The organism is Mycoplasmopsis lipophila (genome assembly GCF_045276895.1).
Classification (GTDB): Bacteria; Bacillota_I; Bacilli_A; order Mycoplasmatales; family Metamycoplasmataceae; genus Mycoplasmopsis; species Mycoplasmopsis lipophila.
Map to the genome: position 1 here is coordinate 650,759 of NZ_CP174165.1, position 15,704 is coordinate 666,462.

The 15,704-nt window shown below is 23.5% G+C and carries 15 protein-coding genes and 4 tRNA genes; 11 read left to right on the plus strand and 8 right to left on the minus strand.

Going from position 1 to position 15,704, the window contains the following annotated elements; all coding sequences use genetic code 4:
- Nucleotides 1-112: 112 nt before the first annotated feature.
- A complete protein-coding gene (locus tag ACJA27_RS02910; protein ID WP_406617806.1) occupies nt 113-2,563 on the minus strand; it encodes a lipoprotein 17-related variable surface protein in 2,451 nt (816 codons plus the stop codon).
- A gap of 62 nt (nt 2,564-2,625) precedes the next feature.
- Between ACJA27_RS02910 and ACJA27_RS02915 the strand changes: the two genes are divergently transcribed.
- A tRNA-Thr gene (locus ACJA27_RS02915) sits at nt 2,626-2,699 on the plus strand.
- Between the two features lie 29 nt (nt 2,700-2,728).
- On the opposite strand, the gene rbfA is transcribed toward ACJA27_RS02915, so the two are convergent.
- From rbfA to hprK, 6 genes are all read right to left on the minus strand, one after another.
- Entirely contained in the window at nt 2,729-3,067 is a 339-nt protein-coding gene (rbfA, locus tag ACJA27_RS02920; RefSeq protein ID WP_406617807.1) for a 30S ribosome-binding factor RbfA, read from the minus strand.
- Nucleotide 3,068: 1 nt separating this feature from the next.
- Nucleotides 3,069-3,716, minus strand: coding sequence for a hypothetical protein (locus ACJA27_RS02925; RefSeq protein ID WP_406617808.1), 648 nt, complete (start codon nt 3,714-3,716; stop codon nt 3,069-3,071).
- A complete protein-coding gene (locus tag ACJA27_RS02930; RefSeq protein ID WP_406617809.1) occupies nt 3,697-5,688 on the minus strand; it encodes a transketolase-like TK C-terminal-containing protein in 1,992 nt (663 codons plus the stop codon). The genes ACJA27_RS02925 and ACJA27_RS02930 overlap by 20 nt, the downstream gene beginning before the upstream one ends.
- A gap of 14 nt (nt 5,689-5,702) precedes the next feature.
- Complete coding sequence (locus ACJA27_RS02935; protein ID WP_406617811.1) at nt 5,703-6,626, minus strand: NAD(P)/FAD-dependent oxidoreductase; 924 nt, start codon at nt 6,624-6,626, stop codon at nt 5,703-5,705.
- Between the two features lie 81 nt (nt 6,627-6,707).
- A complete protein-coding gene (gene lgt / locus ACJA27_RS02940) occupies nt 6,708-7,691 on the minus strand; it encodes a prolipoprotein diacylglyceryl transferase (protein WP_406617812.1) in 984 nt (327 codons plus the stop codon).
- Nucleotides 7,684-8,628 carry an HPr(Ser) kinase/phosphatase gene (gene hprK, locus ACJA27_RS02945; RefSeq protein ID WP_406617813.1) on the minus strand — a complete coding sequence of 315 codons (945 nt, stop codon included), beginning with the start codon at nt 8,626-8,628 and terminating at the stop codon, nt 7,684-7,686. The genes lgt and hprK overlap by 8 nt, the downstream gene beginning before the upstream one ends.
- 136 nt (nt 8,629-8,764) lie before the next feature.
- Between hprK and ACJA27_RS02950 the strand changes: the two genes are divergently transcribed.
- The 5 genes from ACJA27_RS02950 (at nt 8,765) to ACJA27_RS02970 (ending at nt 10,803) form a co-directional block, all read left to right on the plus strand.
- Nucleotides 8,765-9,613, plus strand: a complete 849-nt coding sequence (locus ACJA27_RS02950; RefSeq protein ID WP_406617814.1) for a DNA adenine methylase — start codon at nt 8,765-8,767, stop codon at nt 9,611-9,613.
- Nucleotides 9,614-9,624: 11 nt separating this feature from the next.
- Nucleotides 9,625-10,209, plus strand: a complete 585-nt coding sequence (locus ACJA27_RS02955; protein WP_406617815.1) for a DpnII family type II restriction endonuclease — start codon at nt 9,625-9,627, stop codon at nt 10,207-10,209.
- Nucleotides 10,210-10,235: 26 nt separating this feature from the next.
- Nucleotides 10,236-10,457 carry a DpnII family type II restriction endonuclease gene (locus ACJA27_RS02960; protein ID WP_406618305.1) on the plus strand — a complete coding sequence of 74 codons (222 nt, stop codon included), beginning with the start codon at nt 10,236-10,238 and terminating at the stop codon, nt 10,455-10,457.
- Between the two features lie 42 nt (nt 10,458-10,499).
- Nucleotides 10,500-10,575 (plus strand) — tRNA-Lys (locus tag ACJA27_RS02965).
- A gap of 151 nt (nt 10,576-10,726) precedes the next feature.
- Nucleotides 10,727-10,803: transfer RNA gene (locus ACJA27_RS02970), tRNA-His, on the plus strand.
- 41 nt (nt 10,804-10,844) lie between these two features.
- Here the strand turns inward: ACJA27_RS02970 and ACJA27_RS02975 are convergent.
- Nucleotides 10,845-10,919, minus strand: a tRNA-Trp gene (locus ACJA27_RS02975).
- 121 nt (nt 10,920-11,040) lie between these two features.
- On the opposite strand from ACJA27_RS02975, the gene ACJA27_RS02980 reads away from it, so the two are divergent.
- The 5 genes from ACJA27_RS02980 to secG all read left to right on the plus strand — a co-directional run bounded on the left by ACJA27_RS02980 (nt 11,041) and on the right by secG (nt 15,702).
- Complete coding sequence (locus ACJA27_RS02980) at nt 11,041-12,405, plus strand: M17 family metallopeptidase (RefSeq protein ID WP_406617816.1); 1,365 nt, start codon at nt 11,041-11,043, stop codon at nt 12,403-12,405.
- A 139-nt stretch (nt 12,406-12,544) separates the two neighbouring features.
- A complete protein-coding gene (gene yihA / locus ACJA27_RS02985) occupies nt 12,545-13,117 on the plus strand; it encodes a ribosome biogenesis GTP-binding protein YihA/YsxC (RefSeq protein ID WP_406617817.1) in 573 nt (190 codons plus the stop codon).
- A gap of 24 nt (nt 13,118-13,141) precedes the next feature.
- The gene (locus ACJA27_RS02990; protein ID WP_406617818.1) at nt 13,142-14,824 is read left to right on the plus strand and encodes an MAG1430 family protein; all 1,683 of its coding nucleotides are present in this window, start codon (nt 13,142-13,144) and stop codon (nt 14,822-14,824) included.
- Nucleotides 14,825-14,867: 43 nt separating this feature from the next.
- Nucleotides 14,868-15,383 (plus strand): HepT-like ribonuclease domain-containing protein, encoded by a 516-nt coding sequence (locus ACJA27_RS02995; protein ID WP_406617819.1) that lies wholly within the window; start codon nt 14,868-14,870, stop codon nt 15,381-15,383.
- 73 nt (nt 15,384-15,456) lie between these two features.
- Nucleotides 15,457-15,702 carry a preprotein translocase subunit SecG gene (secG, locus tag ACJA27_RS03000; RefSeq protein WP_406617820.1) on the plus strand — a complete coding sequence of 82 codons (246 nt, stop codon included), beginning with the start codon at nt 15,457-15,459 and terminating at the stop codon, nt 15,700-15,702.
- Nucleotides 15,703-15,704: the final 2 nt, after the last annotated feature.

Consider the following 15,704-nt stretch of genomic DNA (forward strand, 5'->3'; position numbering starts at 1 on the left):
GAAATTTTTATATATGTTTAAACATTTTTTAAATAAAAAAATTATTATTTTAGTCTATAAAAAAGCACAATAAGAAAAAACAAGAGATTATTTTTCTCTTGTTTTTTTAACCTTATTCTAAATTAAAAATATATTCTATAGCATCTTGTTCTGATGAAATTCTGTATCTAATAATAACTTTACCATCTTTATCTTTTGAAAAAAATAATGCTCTTCTATTACCATCAACATTTGATCCATCATTATTTTTAATAGGCGGAATAATAGCTTTTATTTCTCCTGATTGTGTTATTAAATTATTTATTTTTAAAAAGCTAATTAATGTATTAGATTTATTTCTACTTGTTCCATATTTTATAATCCCATTATTTTCTAATTTAATATATCCACCCTTGGAATTAGATTCTAAAAAACTTTTAATAGCATCTAATTCATTTTTATATTTAGGATTTGTTTTGTCTAATTCAAAAATTTTGTTTTCTTTAGCTAATTTATCTAAATCTAAACTTTCATGTTTTTTACCTTGATATGTTTTTGTAATTTTATATTCTAAATTTAAATCTTTATGAACAAAAGTAAAGGTTAAAGGTAATTTACCTTCTTTTGCAAGTTCTATAGATTTTTTGTATTTTTCTTTATTTTTAGGATTTTTTTCGTAATCTATAATAAAGTTTTTGTCTTTTCCATGTGTTTTAACAAAAACACTAGGATTTTTTGTAAATGCTTCTTCAAATAATTTATATTGTGAAGCAATATCTTTGCTTTGAATAGTTCAAACATCTTTATCAGTTGGAACATTTATTTTTAATTCTTCTAATAAATTATCTAAATCTTTTTCTATTGAGCCTTCTTTAAGAACCAATTTGATTTCTTTTTCTTTTACTTGATTAGAAGAATTAATTCATTTTATTTTTGCTATAACTGAATGAGTTGCTTCTTCAAAAGTAAATGTAACATTTTTATCAAATTCTTCTGCATTAATTTGTTTAATTAAATTATTTTCTAAAAATTCTTTATTAAATTCACTATTTTCAAAATTTAATTTTACTAATTGTTTAATACCTTCTTTTGCAGTATCTTCAAAATATGAATTTTCAGTTATGTTAAATTTTAATTTTTCTAAAACTTGTTCAAAATCTTGATCTTTCATATTTGTTGCTTCTGCAAAATTTTCAATTTCTTTTTCTATCTCAATACCTTCGGTTTCTTCTTCCCCAAAGGTATTATCTTTAATAAGAGTTAACTTAACTTTTAGTTTTCTATTTTTAGAATCAACATCAATAATTTTGATTGAGTTTTCTTTTATAGAAACTCCTCATTTTGATAATAAATCTTTTGTTTGCTGGATATTATTATTTTCAATAGTTAATTCTAATTTTTCTTTTAATTTATTTTCAAAAGTTTGTTTATATTTAAATGCTGGATATAATTTTTTTTCTTTTAAATCAAATTTAAAATTTTCTGAATCTATAATATCTTTTAATGTTCTTCCTTCTTGTATTGGGAATTCTTTATTTTCTAATTTAAAATTGGTTAATTCATAATCTCAACCAGCAACTTTACCTGAAACTTCTAAATCAATTTTTGATTTATAATCACTATTTAATAATTTAATATAATCAAAAATAAATTTTTCATTATATTTATAATCTTCAGGAAAAATAAATTCATCTTCTTTATCTAAAACATTCATTACAATATCATTTTGCACAGATTTTAAGAATTCAAATGTATATTGTTTATCAATTTTAGTTCCTTCAAAGGTTGCTTCTAAAATAGCTTTTTCTTTCAAGAAAGTTTCAAATTTTTCTTTAGTAGGTTTTTTATTTAAACCTTCAATAGTAATTTCTTGATTTTCAAAAGTATATTTAGTTTTATTTTTATGATTTTTTACTTCTATACTATATTTAATAGTAACAGTGCCCTTTTCTTCATCAATTTTAAGTTCTTTATATCAAGAATCATCAATAGTGGTTTCTATATCAGCTAATCCAGATTCTTGTTTATATTTAAATCAAGATGAAAATCCGTCTCTCTTTACAAAAGATGGTGCAATCTTATTTAATTTTCAATTACTATTAATTAATTCAAATTTAATTTTATTTTTTACAATATCTTCAAATTCAGTAGTTTTTTCTACTTTATAATCATCTATTTTAAATCCTTTTAATTCAATTGTTCTTATGTTTGAAGGTTTAGAATTATCTTTTCTTTTGATTTTAAAAGAAACTTTTAGTATTCCAGTTTTATTTTCTGCTTGTTTAGTAATTTCAATAATTTCATAAACATTTTTATCAAAATTTTCAAAAATTAATGATTGATCATTAACTTCACTAGGATACATATATTGATAATTTTCAGGAGTTAATCCCTTTAATTTCAATTGAATCTTGTCTAAATTTTCTTTTAATTCTTTATCTAAAGAATTTTCAGGATTAGGTTTAGAAGGTTCTTCTGGTTTTGGTTTTTCTTCATTTTTACATTTACTTGACATTGGTATAAATATAAAAGGGATGGTAGATAAAGTTCCTATAAATAAAAATTTTTTAAATCTATTTTTCATAATTCCTCCAATAAATTAGAACTAAAAATATTATATACTTTTATAAAAGTCAATTACATTTTGCTGATTTCGCTTAGTGGTAAAGCAATTGACTCGTAATCAATAGTCACAAGTTCGATTCTTGTAATCAGCACCATATAAAATAAAAGTTGGAAACTCCAACTTTTATTTTTCTTCTTTTATTTTTCTTAATATTTCATCTATTTTTGAAGCCTTAATAGAAACTTCATCAATAACAAAAGTCAATTCAGGAACTTTTCTTCAATCTAAAATTTTAGATAATTTTGTTCTTATATATCCCTTAGCATTATTAAGGGCTTCTATACCTTTTTTTGCATTATTTATAAAAGAAACAAAAATTTTAGCAAAAGATAAATCTGGTGTTAATTTTACTTCAATAACTGTTACCCCATTTATATTAACATTGGTTATTTGTTCATTAATAATATGAGCAATTGTTTGATGTAATTGTTCTGTTTTTCTTTCTAAATTAATATTATTCATATTATTCCATTTCTATTGTTCTTTTATATATTAAGAAATAATTTTTGAATGTTATTTGTTTACCAGCTTTATTTCTGAAACATCTTTGTTCATCTAGATTAATTACTATACAATCTTTTTTAGGGGTTGCTTTTCAATTTTCAAATTTGTATTGAATAAAATGAGAACATTTAAATTCAGAAACAGCACTATTACCATATTGAGGATAAACATTTATAGGTCATAAACTTTTTTCAGTGTAATAATTTTTTAATTTATCTAATTCATCTTGAACTAAAAAATCAAATTTTCGATCTTCTTTGGTTACTTCATTAGTAATTTCTAAAATTTTAATAGGTTTATTAGAATTATTAATAATTCCATATACATTTGATAAATTTAAATCAATAAAAGTTCCTTTATAAACAGGAATTGATGAAAATTGATCTAACTCTTTTGAACTGCTTTTATCTCTATTAAAACCATTAATAATAAAGCTTTCATCATTATCTTCTAAAACATATCAAGTTTTTGAATATGTCTTTTTTATAGGCAAATACAACAAAATTTTATTAGCAAAATTCATAATTTTAATTTGAATTCCGCCTTTTCTTTCAAGTTCAAAAACTTTGTCATTATATTCGTTTTCTCTATAAGCTATTTCTCTCATATTTATTTTCTATTCCTCTATTATTAATCTTTTTTAAAAATTCAATAATTTTTATTGATATATTCTTTACATTAAAACCTTTTTTATTATAAACTATTTCTCCATCCGCTGAATATCCATAAGTCAAAGCAAGATGAGTATAAAGTTTATTATATTTAGCAAATTTATACCATAAATTATCAGAACTTGCTTCAATAGCAAAAATAGGTTTAGTATTAATTTTTAAATATTTTATTAATCTTTCATTATTAGCAAAATCTTGGAGTAGAGGAATAGAAATTACTTGAATTTTTATTTTCTTTCTTTCTCATAAATTTTTAGCTACTTGAATTGCTAAATCAACTTCTGAACCAGTTGTAAGAATGGACAAATCAAAATCTTTACTTTTTGAATAAATACTATATCCTTCTCTATTATTAAATTTCAATTCTTCATCCACAACAATAGGTTGTCTAGTCCCAATAATAACACTTTGATTACTTAAATCATTAAAAGCATTTTCAAAAACATATTTAGTTTCTTCTTTAGTTGAAGGTCTATATACTTTTAAATTTGACATCGATCTTAACATTGGTATTTGGTCAAATGGTTGATGTGTAGGACCATCACCACCTATTAAATAAGAATCATGAGTATAAAAATGAATTGCAGGAATATGCATCATTGATCCTAATCTTAAAGCACCTTTTGTATAATCTGCAAAAGATAAAAATGTAGAATCAATAGTTCTTAAATTACTATCTAAATAAATGCCATTATTAATAGCTGTCATAGCAAATTCTCTAATACCATAATTTATTCCTTGGCCACCATTTTTAATAGATTTACTAAAACCTACTTTGGTAGCAGAATATAAATCAGCAGAACCACCTATAACATTTCAATATCTTTGTTCTATAAATTTAATATATTGTTCAAAATAATCTCTTGTAGGACAATTTTTTAAATCAAATTTAACTTTATCAAATGAAAATCTTAATTTATTTTCAAATAACAATTTAATTTGTTCATATTGCTTTGGATATTCTTTTGCATAATTAGCAAACATTTTTTGTCATTTATCATAAATTTTATTTTTTTCTTCTCAATGTTTTTGAACATATTCATAAATTTCTTTTTCATAAACAAAAGGAGTAAAAGTTTTTAGATTCATTTCTTTTTTAAACTCAATAGTTTCTTCTGGACTTAAAGTGCCATTATGTCCCTTAGGGGTTCCAGATTTTTTTGTGTGTTCAGCAATTATTGTATGAACCCTAATATAAGAAGGTTTTTTTGATAATTTTGCTTGCTTAATTGCTTCCAAAATATTTTCTACTGTTGGCTTATTAACATCAAAAGTTGCAAAATTAAAGGATTCAAAATATTTTAATAAATCTATATTATTTACTTCTTCAGCTTTTGTATCAATTTGAGCATTATTATAATCATGAATAATAATTAATTTATCTAATTGCATAGTTCCAGCAAGTTGTAAAGCTTCAGCTGAAACTCCTTCTTGAATACATCCATCTCCATGTAAGGCAAAAATATAATGATCAAAAATTGGGAATTTATCTTTATTAAATTTACTTGCTAAATATTTTTGACTAATAGCCATTCCTACACTCATTGCTATACCTTGGCCTAAGGGTCCAGTGCTTGCATCTATAAAAGGAAAAGTATCTATTTCAGGATGCGAAGGGGTTTTAGAACCAAATGTTTTATGCTTTTTAAGATCTTCAATATTTAAAATTCCTAACAAATTCATAATGCTATAAATTGACATTGAACCATGACCTGCTGATAAAACAAATCTATCCCTATTAATTCATTTCGGATCTTTTAAATTTATGTTTAAAGTTTTAGCATATAAAGAATAAGTAATAGGAGCTGCTCCTATAGCCATTCCCATATGTCCACCTTTTGCTTCATTTATAGCATCAATCGCTAAACCTCTCATCACACTAATTACTTTTAAATCTAAATCTTTCATTTGATTACCTCTTTTTATTTCAAAATATCACTTATATGTTTTGCTGCAATTGCTCCATCACTAGCTGCGGTTATTATTTGTCTAATTTCTTTTTCTCTAATATCTCCAATTGCATAAATACCTTTTAAAATTGTTTCCATTTTTTCATTAGTTTTAATAAAACCATTGTCATTTAAAATGTTTAATTTTTTAGCAAATTCACAACTTGGTATCATTCCTATAAATGGGAAAAAAGCACTAATTTCTAACTTACTATTTTTTCCATTTTCATCTATAATTAAGGCATATTCTAAAGAATTTTCACCACCTAATTCTTTAATTATGGCCCCAGCTAATAAAGTAATATTTTTTTGTTTTAAAAAGTCATCAACTAGTTTTTTTTCAGCTTTAAAATTATGATCTTTTGTTATCAAAGTAACATGAGAAACAAAAGAAGTTAAATATGTAGCTTCTTCAAATGCTGAATTTCCATCACCTAAAACCAAAACCGATTTATCTTTAAATAAAGGTCCGTCACAAACAGCACAATAACTTAAACCTCTATTTAAATATTTTTCATAATTTTTAATAAAAGATGGTTCACGATTTTTCATGCCTGTCGCAATTATGATTGTTTTACTTTTAATAGAACTTCCATCTTGCATAATTACTTCTTGTTCAAAATCTTTATAATGTTTAATTTCTACTACATCTCCATAAATGTATTCAGTTCCATAACTAATAGCATGATTGAATATTTTTTGTGAAAATTCAACCCCATCAATAAAAGGCGTTCCTAATCAATTTTCAATCTTAGCAGTTTGAGTTACTTTACCACCAGGAATATTTTTTTCAATAAGTCCAACTTTCAAATTTGCTCTCGAAGCATATAAAGCAGCATTTAATCCAGCAGGTCCTGCTCCTATAATTAAAATATCATATTTTATTTCTTGTTCCATTTTGCCTCCAATAATCATTATTTTAATTTTAATAAATAAAAAAGATTTTTGACTATATAAAAAAGTCAAAAATCAATTATTTTAAATAGTTTTTGGTGTTTTTGGTGTTTTTTCAACAAATTTAAATAAATTAGAGAATTTAGTTCTTTCCACATAAGCATAATATTTTTCAGGATGGGCATATTGATAAACATATCTTCCATTTCTTCATGCTCTTATATAATGAACTGAATTTAAAAATTGATATCTTATCAAAGCAAAAGTTCCTATCATAATAAAAATTATAGAAATAACTACATACAATTTAAATGATTCTTGTCTTAAAGGTTCCATAAAGTAACGCAATAATCCATACCATAAGAAATAAAGTCCTACTGAAGCACCAGGTTTTAATAAACCTAATCAATTAATTACTCAAACAATTAAAATATAACCAATTAAGTTAGCAATACCTTCGTATAAAAATAATGGATATCTATAAGCACCTTCCAATCCTAAACTTTGTGATAATGAATCAGTAATATACATATTTGAAGCAAAGAATTTTCCAAAAATTAATGATGATCTTCCTGTTCAATCTATTTTTCCATAAACTTCATGGTTAGCATAATTTCCTCATCTACCAACTACTTGACCAATTAAAATAGTTGGGATAATAATGGAAGAAACTTTACGAATATCTACATATTTTCTTTTTGAATAAACATAACCTAAATCGCATACCATTGCTAAAAGAATTCCACCTTGGATACTTAATCCACCTTCTCATGATTTATATCAGTTTTTCCAAGTAATGGTTCCAGGATCATATATTAAAGCTTCTATAATGTAACCTAAACGTGCTCCAAAAAGAGCCATTGGTATAGTAATAATGATTAAGCCCATCAAAATTTCAATTTTATATTTTTCTCTTTTTCAAAAAATATAAATAGTAATAATAGCAGCTAGCATACCAAACATTAACATTAAAGAATATGTTTGAATTGGTAGTTTACCGATATAAAACAAGGGAGTTTGTTCACCAGATTTAATTGGTGCCTCTGGTGTTCAACTTGGTTTATGCATCTTCACCTCCTTCAATAGTTCTTCTTGATAATTCTTTAAGAACATCAACTCCATCTTTTCTAGATAAAAATGTGCTTACAGCCGCTTCTATTAATGAACCCGCTGAAAAACCATCTTTCACTGGAATTTGAATCATATTAACATAACCATCAAGAATTTTAAATTTTAAATATTCAACTCCAATTCTATCTAGTGTATTTAATTTTTCTTTAGGTACTAATTCAATTACTAAATCAATTCTTGCTGTATCAATAATAGATCTAATACCATATGTGTATTTAACGTCAATAAAACCAATACCTCTAACTTCAATGAAATTTTTAGTTATTTCAGGAGATCTACCTAAAAAATTTGCTCCTGAGTGTCTTATTAAAACTGCATCATCAGCTACAAATAAATGGCCTTTTTGAATTAATTCAAGTGTTGCTTCTGATTTACCAGCACCTGATTCACCAATAATTAATACTCCAACTCCTCCAACAATTACTAAACATCCATGAACTTGTTCTTCCGGAGAAAATGAATCACTTAAATAAGTTCCAATTGTAGTTGAAATTTGAGAAGTTGATCTATTAGAAAATACCAAAGGAATTTTATGTTTTTCAGCAATTGAAAAAATTCATTTTTTAGGTAAATCACTAACCCCATTAGAAAGAATTAATAAAGGAGGTTGAATAGATAAAACACGTTCTAAAGTTTCTAAAGATTTTTCTTTTCCTATTTTTACAAAATATTTGGATTCACTAGTTCCTCAACAAATAATATTTTTACCATATCTATCATTTTCAATAGCGTTAGCTAATTCTAAACCAAGACGTTTAATTGCAGGTAAATATATATCTTTATAATTTAATTCTTCAGGATTTTGATTTTCTAATTTCAAACCAAATTTTTTAATAATTTTTTTAGCATTAATTTTTGCTTTTTGTGCTTTCATTGATTCCTTTTTATAAATATACTTAAAATATTAATCTTAATAATTATAAATAATAAAATAAATCTTAACTTTTCATAAAAAGCATATTTTTATATTCATTTATGCTATATCTAAATAAGTAATATAAAATTATTATATGTCTTCAAATAATAATTTATCATTAAGTCCTTTTGTTAAATGAGCTGGTGGAAAACGTCAAATAAAAGAAATAATCATAAAGATGATTCCTAAAGAATTTAACACCTACTTTGAACCTTTTTTAGGTGGAGGAGCAATTTTTTTTGAATTAAAACCTAAAAAAGCTTATATAAATGATATTAACAAAAATTTAATGGACATATATAGTTGTTTTACAAATGAAAATTATTTTAACAATTTAGTTGATGAACTAAACAAATTAGAAAAATTACATTCTGAAAAAACTTATTATGAAATTAGAAGCATGGATAAAGATCATAGATTTAATTTACTACCTATTTGAGTAAAAGCTGGTAGAACTATTTATTTAAATAAATCATGTTTTAATGGCTTATATAGAGTTAATTCAAAAGGTTTTTTTAATGTTCCTTTTGGTAAAAAAGAAAAAGTAACTTTATATTCAAAGGAAAATTTTGACAATATAAAAAAATATTTTGCTAATAATGAAATAAAAATTTATAGTGAAAATTATATTGACATTGTTTCAAATGCAAAAGAAAATGATTTTATATATTTTGATCCACCATATTATAATTTAGATGATAAAAATAGCTTTACTACATATACTGAATATGATTTTAATAAAGAAGATCAAGTTAAATTATCAAATGTTTTTAAAGAATTAGATAAAAGAAATGTTAAATTAATGTTAAGTAATCATAACACCAAATTAATTAGAGAATTATATAAAGATTATAAAATAACAATTGTTAAAGCAAAAAGAATGATAAATTCAAACGCATCAAAAAGAGGGAAAATAGAGGAAGTAATTATTACTAATTACTAACTAATTCAAATATGAAAGTAAATTTTGAAGAATGGTTTTTAAATATGAAACCATCAATAAATAATTTTGATTTTTTTGTTGATTTTGAAAAAATTTATAATAATCTCAATTTATATAAAGAACTAATTAAAAAATTAAATGTGCTTAAAACATCGAATAATTTTGATGAAGATTTAAAAAAATTATTAATAAATGAACCAAAAATGTTAGAAAAAATACCTTATTTATTAGGTATTAAACAACATGAAATTTTTGTTGTTGAATTTGGAAAAAATTACATTTTTAATTTTAAAAAACAAAATTATCCTATTGATACATATATTGATTTTATTAATAAAACTGGATTGAAAAAGTTACTTAAAAATGTTATTGAAAATCAAAGTTTAGAAAACTTCATATTAGGACTAGAAATAGAATTAGATACAAATGCTAGAAAAAATAGAACTGGCAAATCTATGGAATTAATATGTGAAAAATATTTTTCTTCTAAAAAATTAGAATTTTATTCTCAAAAAACACTAAATGAATATTTAACATTCAAAAATATAAACATAAAAATTCCAAAAGAAATAATTAAAAAAAATTTGATTTTATAATTTATCACAATAATCAAACATATCTAATAGAAACAAATTTTTATTCTTCTAATGGTTCCAAATTAAATGAAATAACAAGAAGTTATATTCAATTAAATGACAATATAAAAGAAATAAATAATGTTAATTTTATTTGAATTACAGATGGATTGGGTTGAAAATATTCAAAAAATACTCTTAAATTAGCATATGAAAAACTTGATTTTTTATGAAATATAAATGATTTATACAAAAATGAAATTTGATAAATAATTAATTTATATTTTGTATAATAATTATGTTTTTTAAATGCATCGTTAGCTCAGTCGGTAGAGCAGCTGGCTCTTAACCAGCGGGTCACAGGTTCGAACCCTGCACGATGTACCATTTCATTGATTTGACTATAAAATAGGCAAAAACGTAAAATTAAATTCGTTTTTGCTTTTTATTTTAATTAAAAAAATTAATATAAAAAATGTTCAAAATAATAAAAATATTTTTATTTTAATTTATAATAGTTAAGTATTAATTAAACGTGGCGGTTGTGGTGAAGTGGCCTAACACATTGGGTTGTGGTCCCAACATTCGCGGGTTCGAATCCCGTCAACCGCCCCATTTTTTTTATTATTTTTTTTATTTAAAAGTTAATAAAAAAATGGCAGGAGTAGCAGGACTCGAACCCACAACACACGGGGTTGAAGCCCGTTGTTCTACCATTGAACTATACTCCTAGTCATTAAAAAAATTATAATATAAAAATTTTTCTAATTAAATAAATAATATAATCTTTACATTATGCTATTAAATGTGTAATGTGATATTTTATTTTTATATAAAAATGAAAGAGGAAAAATGTTTCTTAAAAATATATCTACTTCAAAAACCAAAGATGTAGTTTTAAAAGCTATTTATAAAGGTGATAAACTACCTCAAAATTTAATTGAAAAAGCTAATAAAATTACAGAATTTTTAGACAAAAATGAAGCATATGTTTATTTAGATGAAGCATCAAAATTTGGTTATGTTGAATTTTATGCTTTGATTAAAAACTTAGTAAATGATGCTTCTAGAAATTACTTAGTTGATTTAAAAACTTTTGTTAATGAAAAACTTAATTTAAATGAAATTATTGATGCATTTGTAAAAGCATACAACTTTGTTAATGCTGATATTTATGAAGTTAAAACTGCAGAAAAAGAACAAAAATTTGAATTAATTCCTTACGTAGAAAAACTTACAAATGAATTAGAAGAAACTTTCAAAAAAGCAGTAATAATTTCGGAAGCACAAAACTTTGCTAGAAACTTGCAAGTAACTCCACCAAATATTTGTAATTCAGAATATTTAGCTGAACAAATTGTTAAAGATTTTTCAAAAGTTAAAGGATTAAAAGTAACTGTTTTAAATAAAACAGAAATTGAAAAAGAAAAAATGGGACTTTTACTTTCAGTAAATCGTGGAAGTGTTTATGAACCAAGAGTAGTTATTGTTGAATATAATGGAAATCCTTCTTCAAAAGAAAAAACTGTTTATGTAGGTAAAGGTATTACTTTTGATTCAGGTGGATATTCACTAAAACCTCCTAGATCAATGCTTGGAATGAAATTTGATATGTCTGGTTCAGTTATTGTAGCTTCTGCTGTTAAAGCTATTGCACAATTAAAAGGTAAGCAAAATGTTGCAGCAATTATGTGTATTACCGATAATAGAGTTAATGGAGATGCTTCTTTACCTGATTCAGTATGAAAATCAATGAGTGGTAAAACTGTTGAAATCAATAACACAGATGCAGAAGGTAGATTAGTTTTAGCTGATGGTTTATACTATGGTGCTACTAAATTAAAAGCTACTAGATTAGTAGATGTTGCTACTTTAACTGGTGCTATTGTGTCTGCTTTAGGACAAACCTACTCAGGAATTTGAGCAACTTCTGATCAAGCATGAGAAGATATCTTAAAAGCTTCAGAAAATCAACATGAATTATTATGAAGAATGCCTTTTGATGATGCTTTTATCAAAAATATTAAAGATTCAAAAGTTGCTGATATGAAAAATACTGATTTATCAGGACAAGCTGGTTCTTGTTCAGCAGCAATGTTCTTAAAAGAATTCACAAATGGAGTTGAATACATCCATTGTGATATTGCTGGAACAGCTGATATTGATGAAGTTCCTCAAGGTGTTTTAGTTAAAACTTTAACTGAAATGGGACTTTAATTTTACTCTAAAAATATAATTAACTTGCAAGTTTTATAACATTGCAAGTTTTTTATTTCAAAATCTTACATAGATAAAACACAAATAAATAAAATATTCTAAAATTATTATGTAATTTTAAAAATCTAAATGAGGAAAAATGTGAAAATTTGTTAAATCTGGAAATGACTATGATTCATTTCTAAAACATAATGAAAATGAAATATGCTTTTGAGGAAGATCTAATGTAGGTAAATCTACTTTAATAAATTCTTTAACTGATCAAAAAATTTCTCGAGTATCAAAAACTCCTGGTAGAACTAGACTTATAAATTACTTTGAAGATAACAATCATAAAATTATGGTAGACTTACCTGGTTATGGTTATGCAAATATGTCAAAAGATGCTAAAGAAAAAATGTTCCAAACTACTATTAAATATATAAACCAAGCAGAAAAACTACAAGATATTTTTATTCTTATTGATTCAAGAATAGGTATTACAAAAATTGATTTAGAAATTATTGATTTGATTATTCAAATGAATAAAACTTTTTCCTTAATTTACACTAAAATAGATAAATTAAACCAAAGTGAAAAATCTAAAATAGCAAAAGATATACAAAAATATCAATTTAAAAACTTGAATAATTTATTTTATATATCTTCATTGACTCGTTTTGGTTTTGACAAATTAATACTATATATAACTAAATTACTTTATAATAAATAAATACTAATTAACATAGGAGAAATTATGAATAAACCTAAAGTTGCTTTGTTAATTGCCGCTAACCTTTGTGCTGCTACTGTAATAACTTATAGTGCTGTAATTATTGCTAAATCAAAAACTAATTCTATTAATCCAGATGATAACATTGATACCTACCAATTACACGTTGAAAATAAAGAAATCCTAAAGAAATCTCCTAGAGATTTAATACGTAGCGATGAAGATACTATATTAAATGATTTAGACGTACCATCAGGAAAAAGAGATGAATATAAAAAATATTGAGCTAATCAATTTTTTAATTTCAAAGAAAAAAACACAGATATAAATTTTTCAATAACAAATAATAGAGGAACACCTTTAAAATACATTAATAATAAAAAATATTTATTCCATTTTTCTTCTTTTGCAAATGAAGAAACTGGTGAATTATTTTTAAGAATGAGATACATAAGTGTAGAACATAAATCATTATCAGAAAAAGATAGAGAAGAAAAAAAATTATATAAAACAAAAATTTTTAAACTTTCTGGTTTTAAGAAAATAACTAAAGAACAAATTAAAAATGATTTTGAAGATAGATTAATTCAAAATTGAAAATTTAATCAAACTACTAATCTACATGATTTATTTGTGCCTTCTTTTTCAACTAAACCAGAAGATGAAAATAAACTATACAAAAACTATAATGAACTTATAGAAGCTTACAATAAAGAAAAAGATAATAAATTAAAAAACTTTATTAAAAAATATTTCTCATTTGATGAATATGAAAAACAATACTATAAACTTTCTTCTCGCTTTAAAATAGATGAAAATTCAATTACCTTTGAAAAGAAAAAAAATAGTGAAAATACCTTTATTTTTAAATATAAATTAAAATACAATTCAAATACTGCTTTTTTGGATAATAATGAAAGTTTAGATGGACTCAAAAAAGTTAATGATAAATTTTATAGTTTTGATAAGGTATTAGAAACAGAAGTTAAGTTAAACTTTTTAGAACTTAAAAAAATTGCCAAAAACATAGAAATTACTCCATCTTCAAAAGATATTAAATTTAATGAATTAAATGAAAAAGATCTTTCATTTGGAGAAATTAATTCTAATAAAGAATTACACAAATTCCAAAAAACATCAAATAAAATTTTTAAACAATTAATTTTAGGATATAAAAAAGATCCAAATGATCCTGAAGGCAAAAAATATCTTCCTTTTGAAGGTTTCCCAGAATTAAAACCTGAAGATTTTGAATTAGAATATGATCAATATACTCCATATGACTCTTCACAACAAGGTATTAATGGTTCCGATTTTGATGAAGGTGAAATAACTTTTAGATATAAATTAAAAATTAAACCCGAAAGAAAAGATTTAATTGAAAAATATGGTAGTTCTGAAATCAATGGTTTTTATAAAATTTCTGGTTTTAAATCTAAAGATAGTAATGAATTGTTAAAAGAACAATTAAACAAAATTAGAGCAAATGTAGAAAACAAAAAAGAAATTAAAGCTAATGAAGTTCAATTAAACAAAATTATTTTTGATAACTATAAAGATAATAAATATGAAATCATTGAACTTAAATTTAAAAAAACTCCTGCAGCAGGAGATGAAAAAATCATCATTTCATTCAAGTTAAAACGTACTTTTGATGGTTCTACTAGTGAAGAAAAGACCTATGAAATAGATGGATTCAAAAAATAATTAATACACATTTTATATGTGTATTTTATATAAAGAGAGCATAATGAAATATATTTATAAAAATAAAGAAATTCAAGATTTAATGGATCAAATTCATTTTTGGACAGGAAGTATTATTCATTGTATTCAAAAATTGGAATATAAATTAGCTTTATTAGTATCAGTTAATAAAATATCTTATTGATATAAAAAAAATAAAAACTATATTGAACATAAACAATTAATGATTAAAGCTGAACAAAAAGCTGAAAAAGAATTGTCTAAACTAAATCATGAATCATTTGGTAGATTAGTAAATCAAGCTAATCAAATTAAAATTCTTAATCATAATGAAACTAAAGAGTTAATGTACATTGTAGAATTTAGAAATAAATTAGTTCATCAATATTTCAAAAAATTAATTTTTTCTATGGAAGATAAAAATATCAAAAATATTTTACAAAGTGACTTAATAACTTTTAAAAATATCTTTGATATTTCAAGACAATGGTATTTAAATCTAAAACAAAAATGAATTTTTTATGCAATGCAATATGAAGAAAATATAAAAAATAATTAACCTTTATTTTTTATGTCAATTAATAAGCAAAATTATAAAGTATAATAAGAAATATTTATTTAAGAGGTAAAGTATGGCTGCAACAATCATTATGTCATTTATGATAGTTATTTCAATCATCATTATGATTGTTTCTTTAATAATGTCACCAGATTCTAATGGTTTCTCAGGGGCTTTAGTTGGTTCTGGGGATTTGGAATTATTCAAATATTCTAAAGAAAGGGGTATTAAAAAAGTTCTTAAATATACTATGTTTGCTTTAGGAATTATTTTAATCATTCTTGCAGTAGTAATTAGAATCTTTTTAATTAAAAAATAATT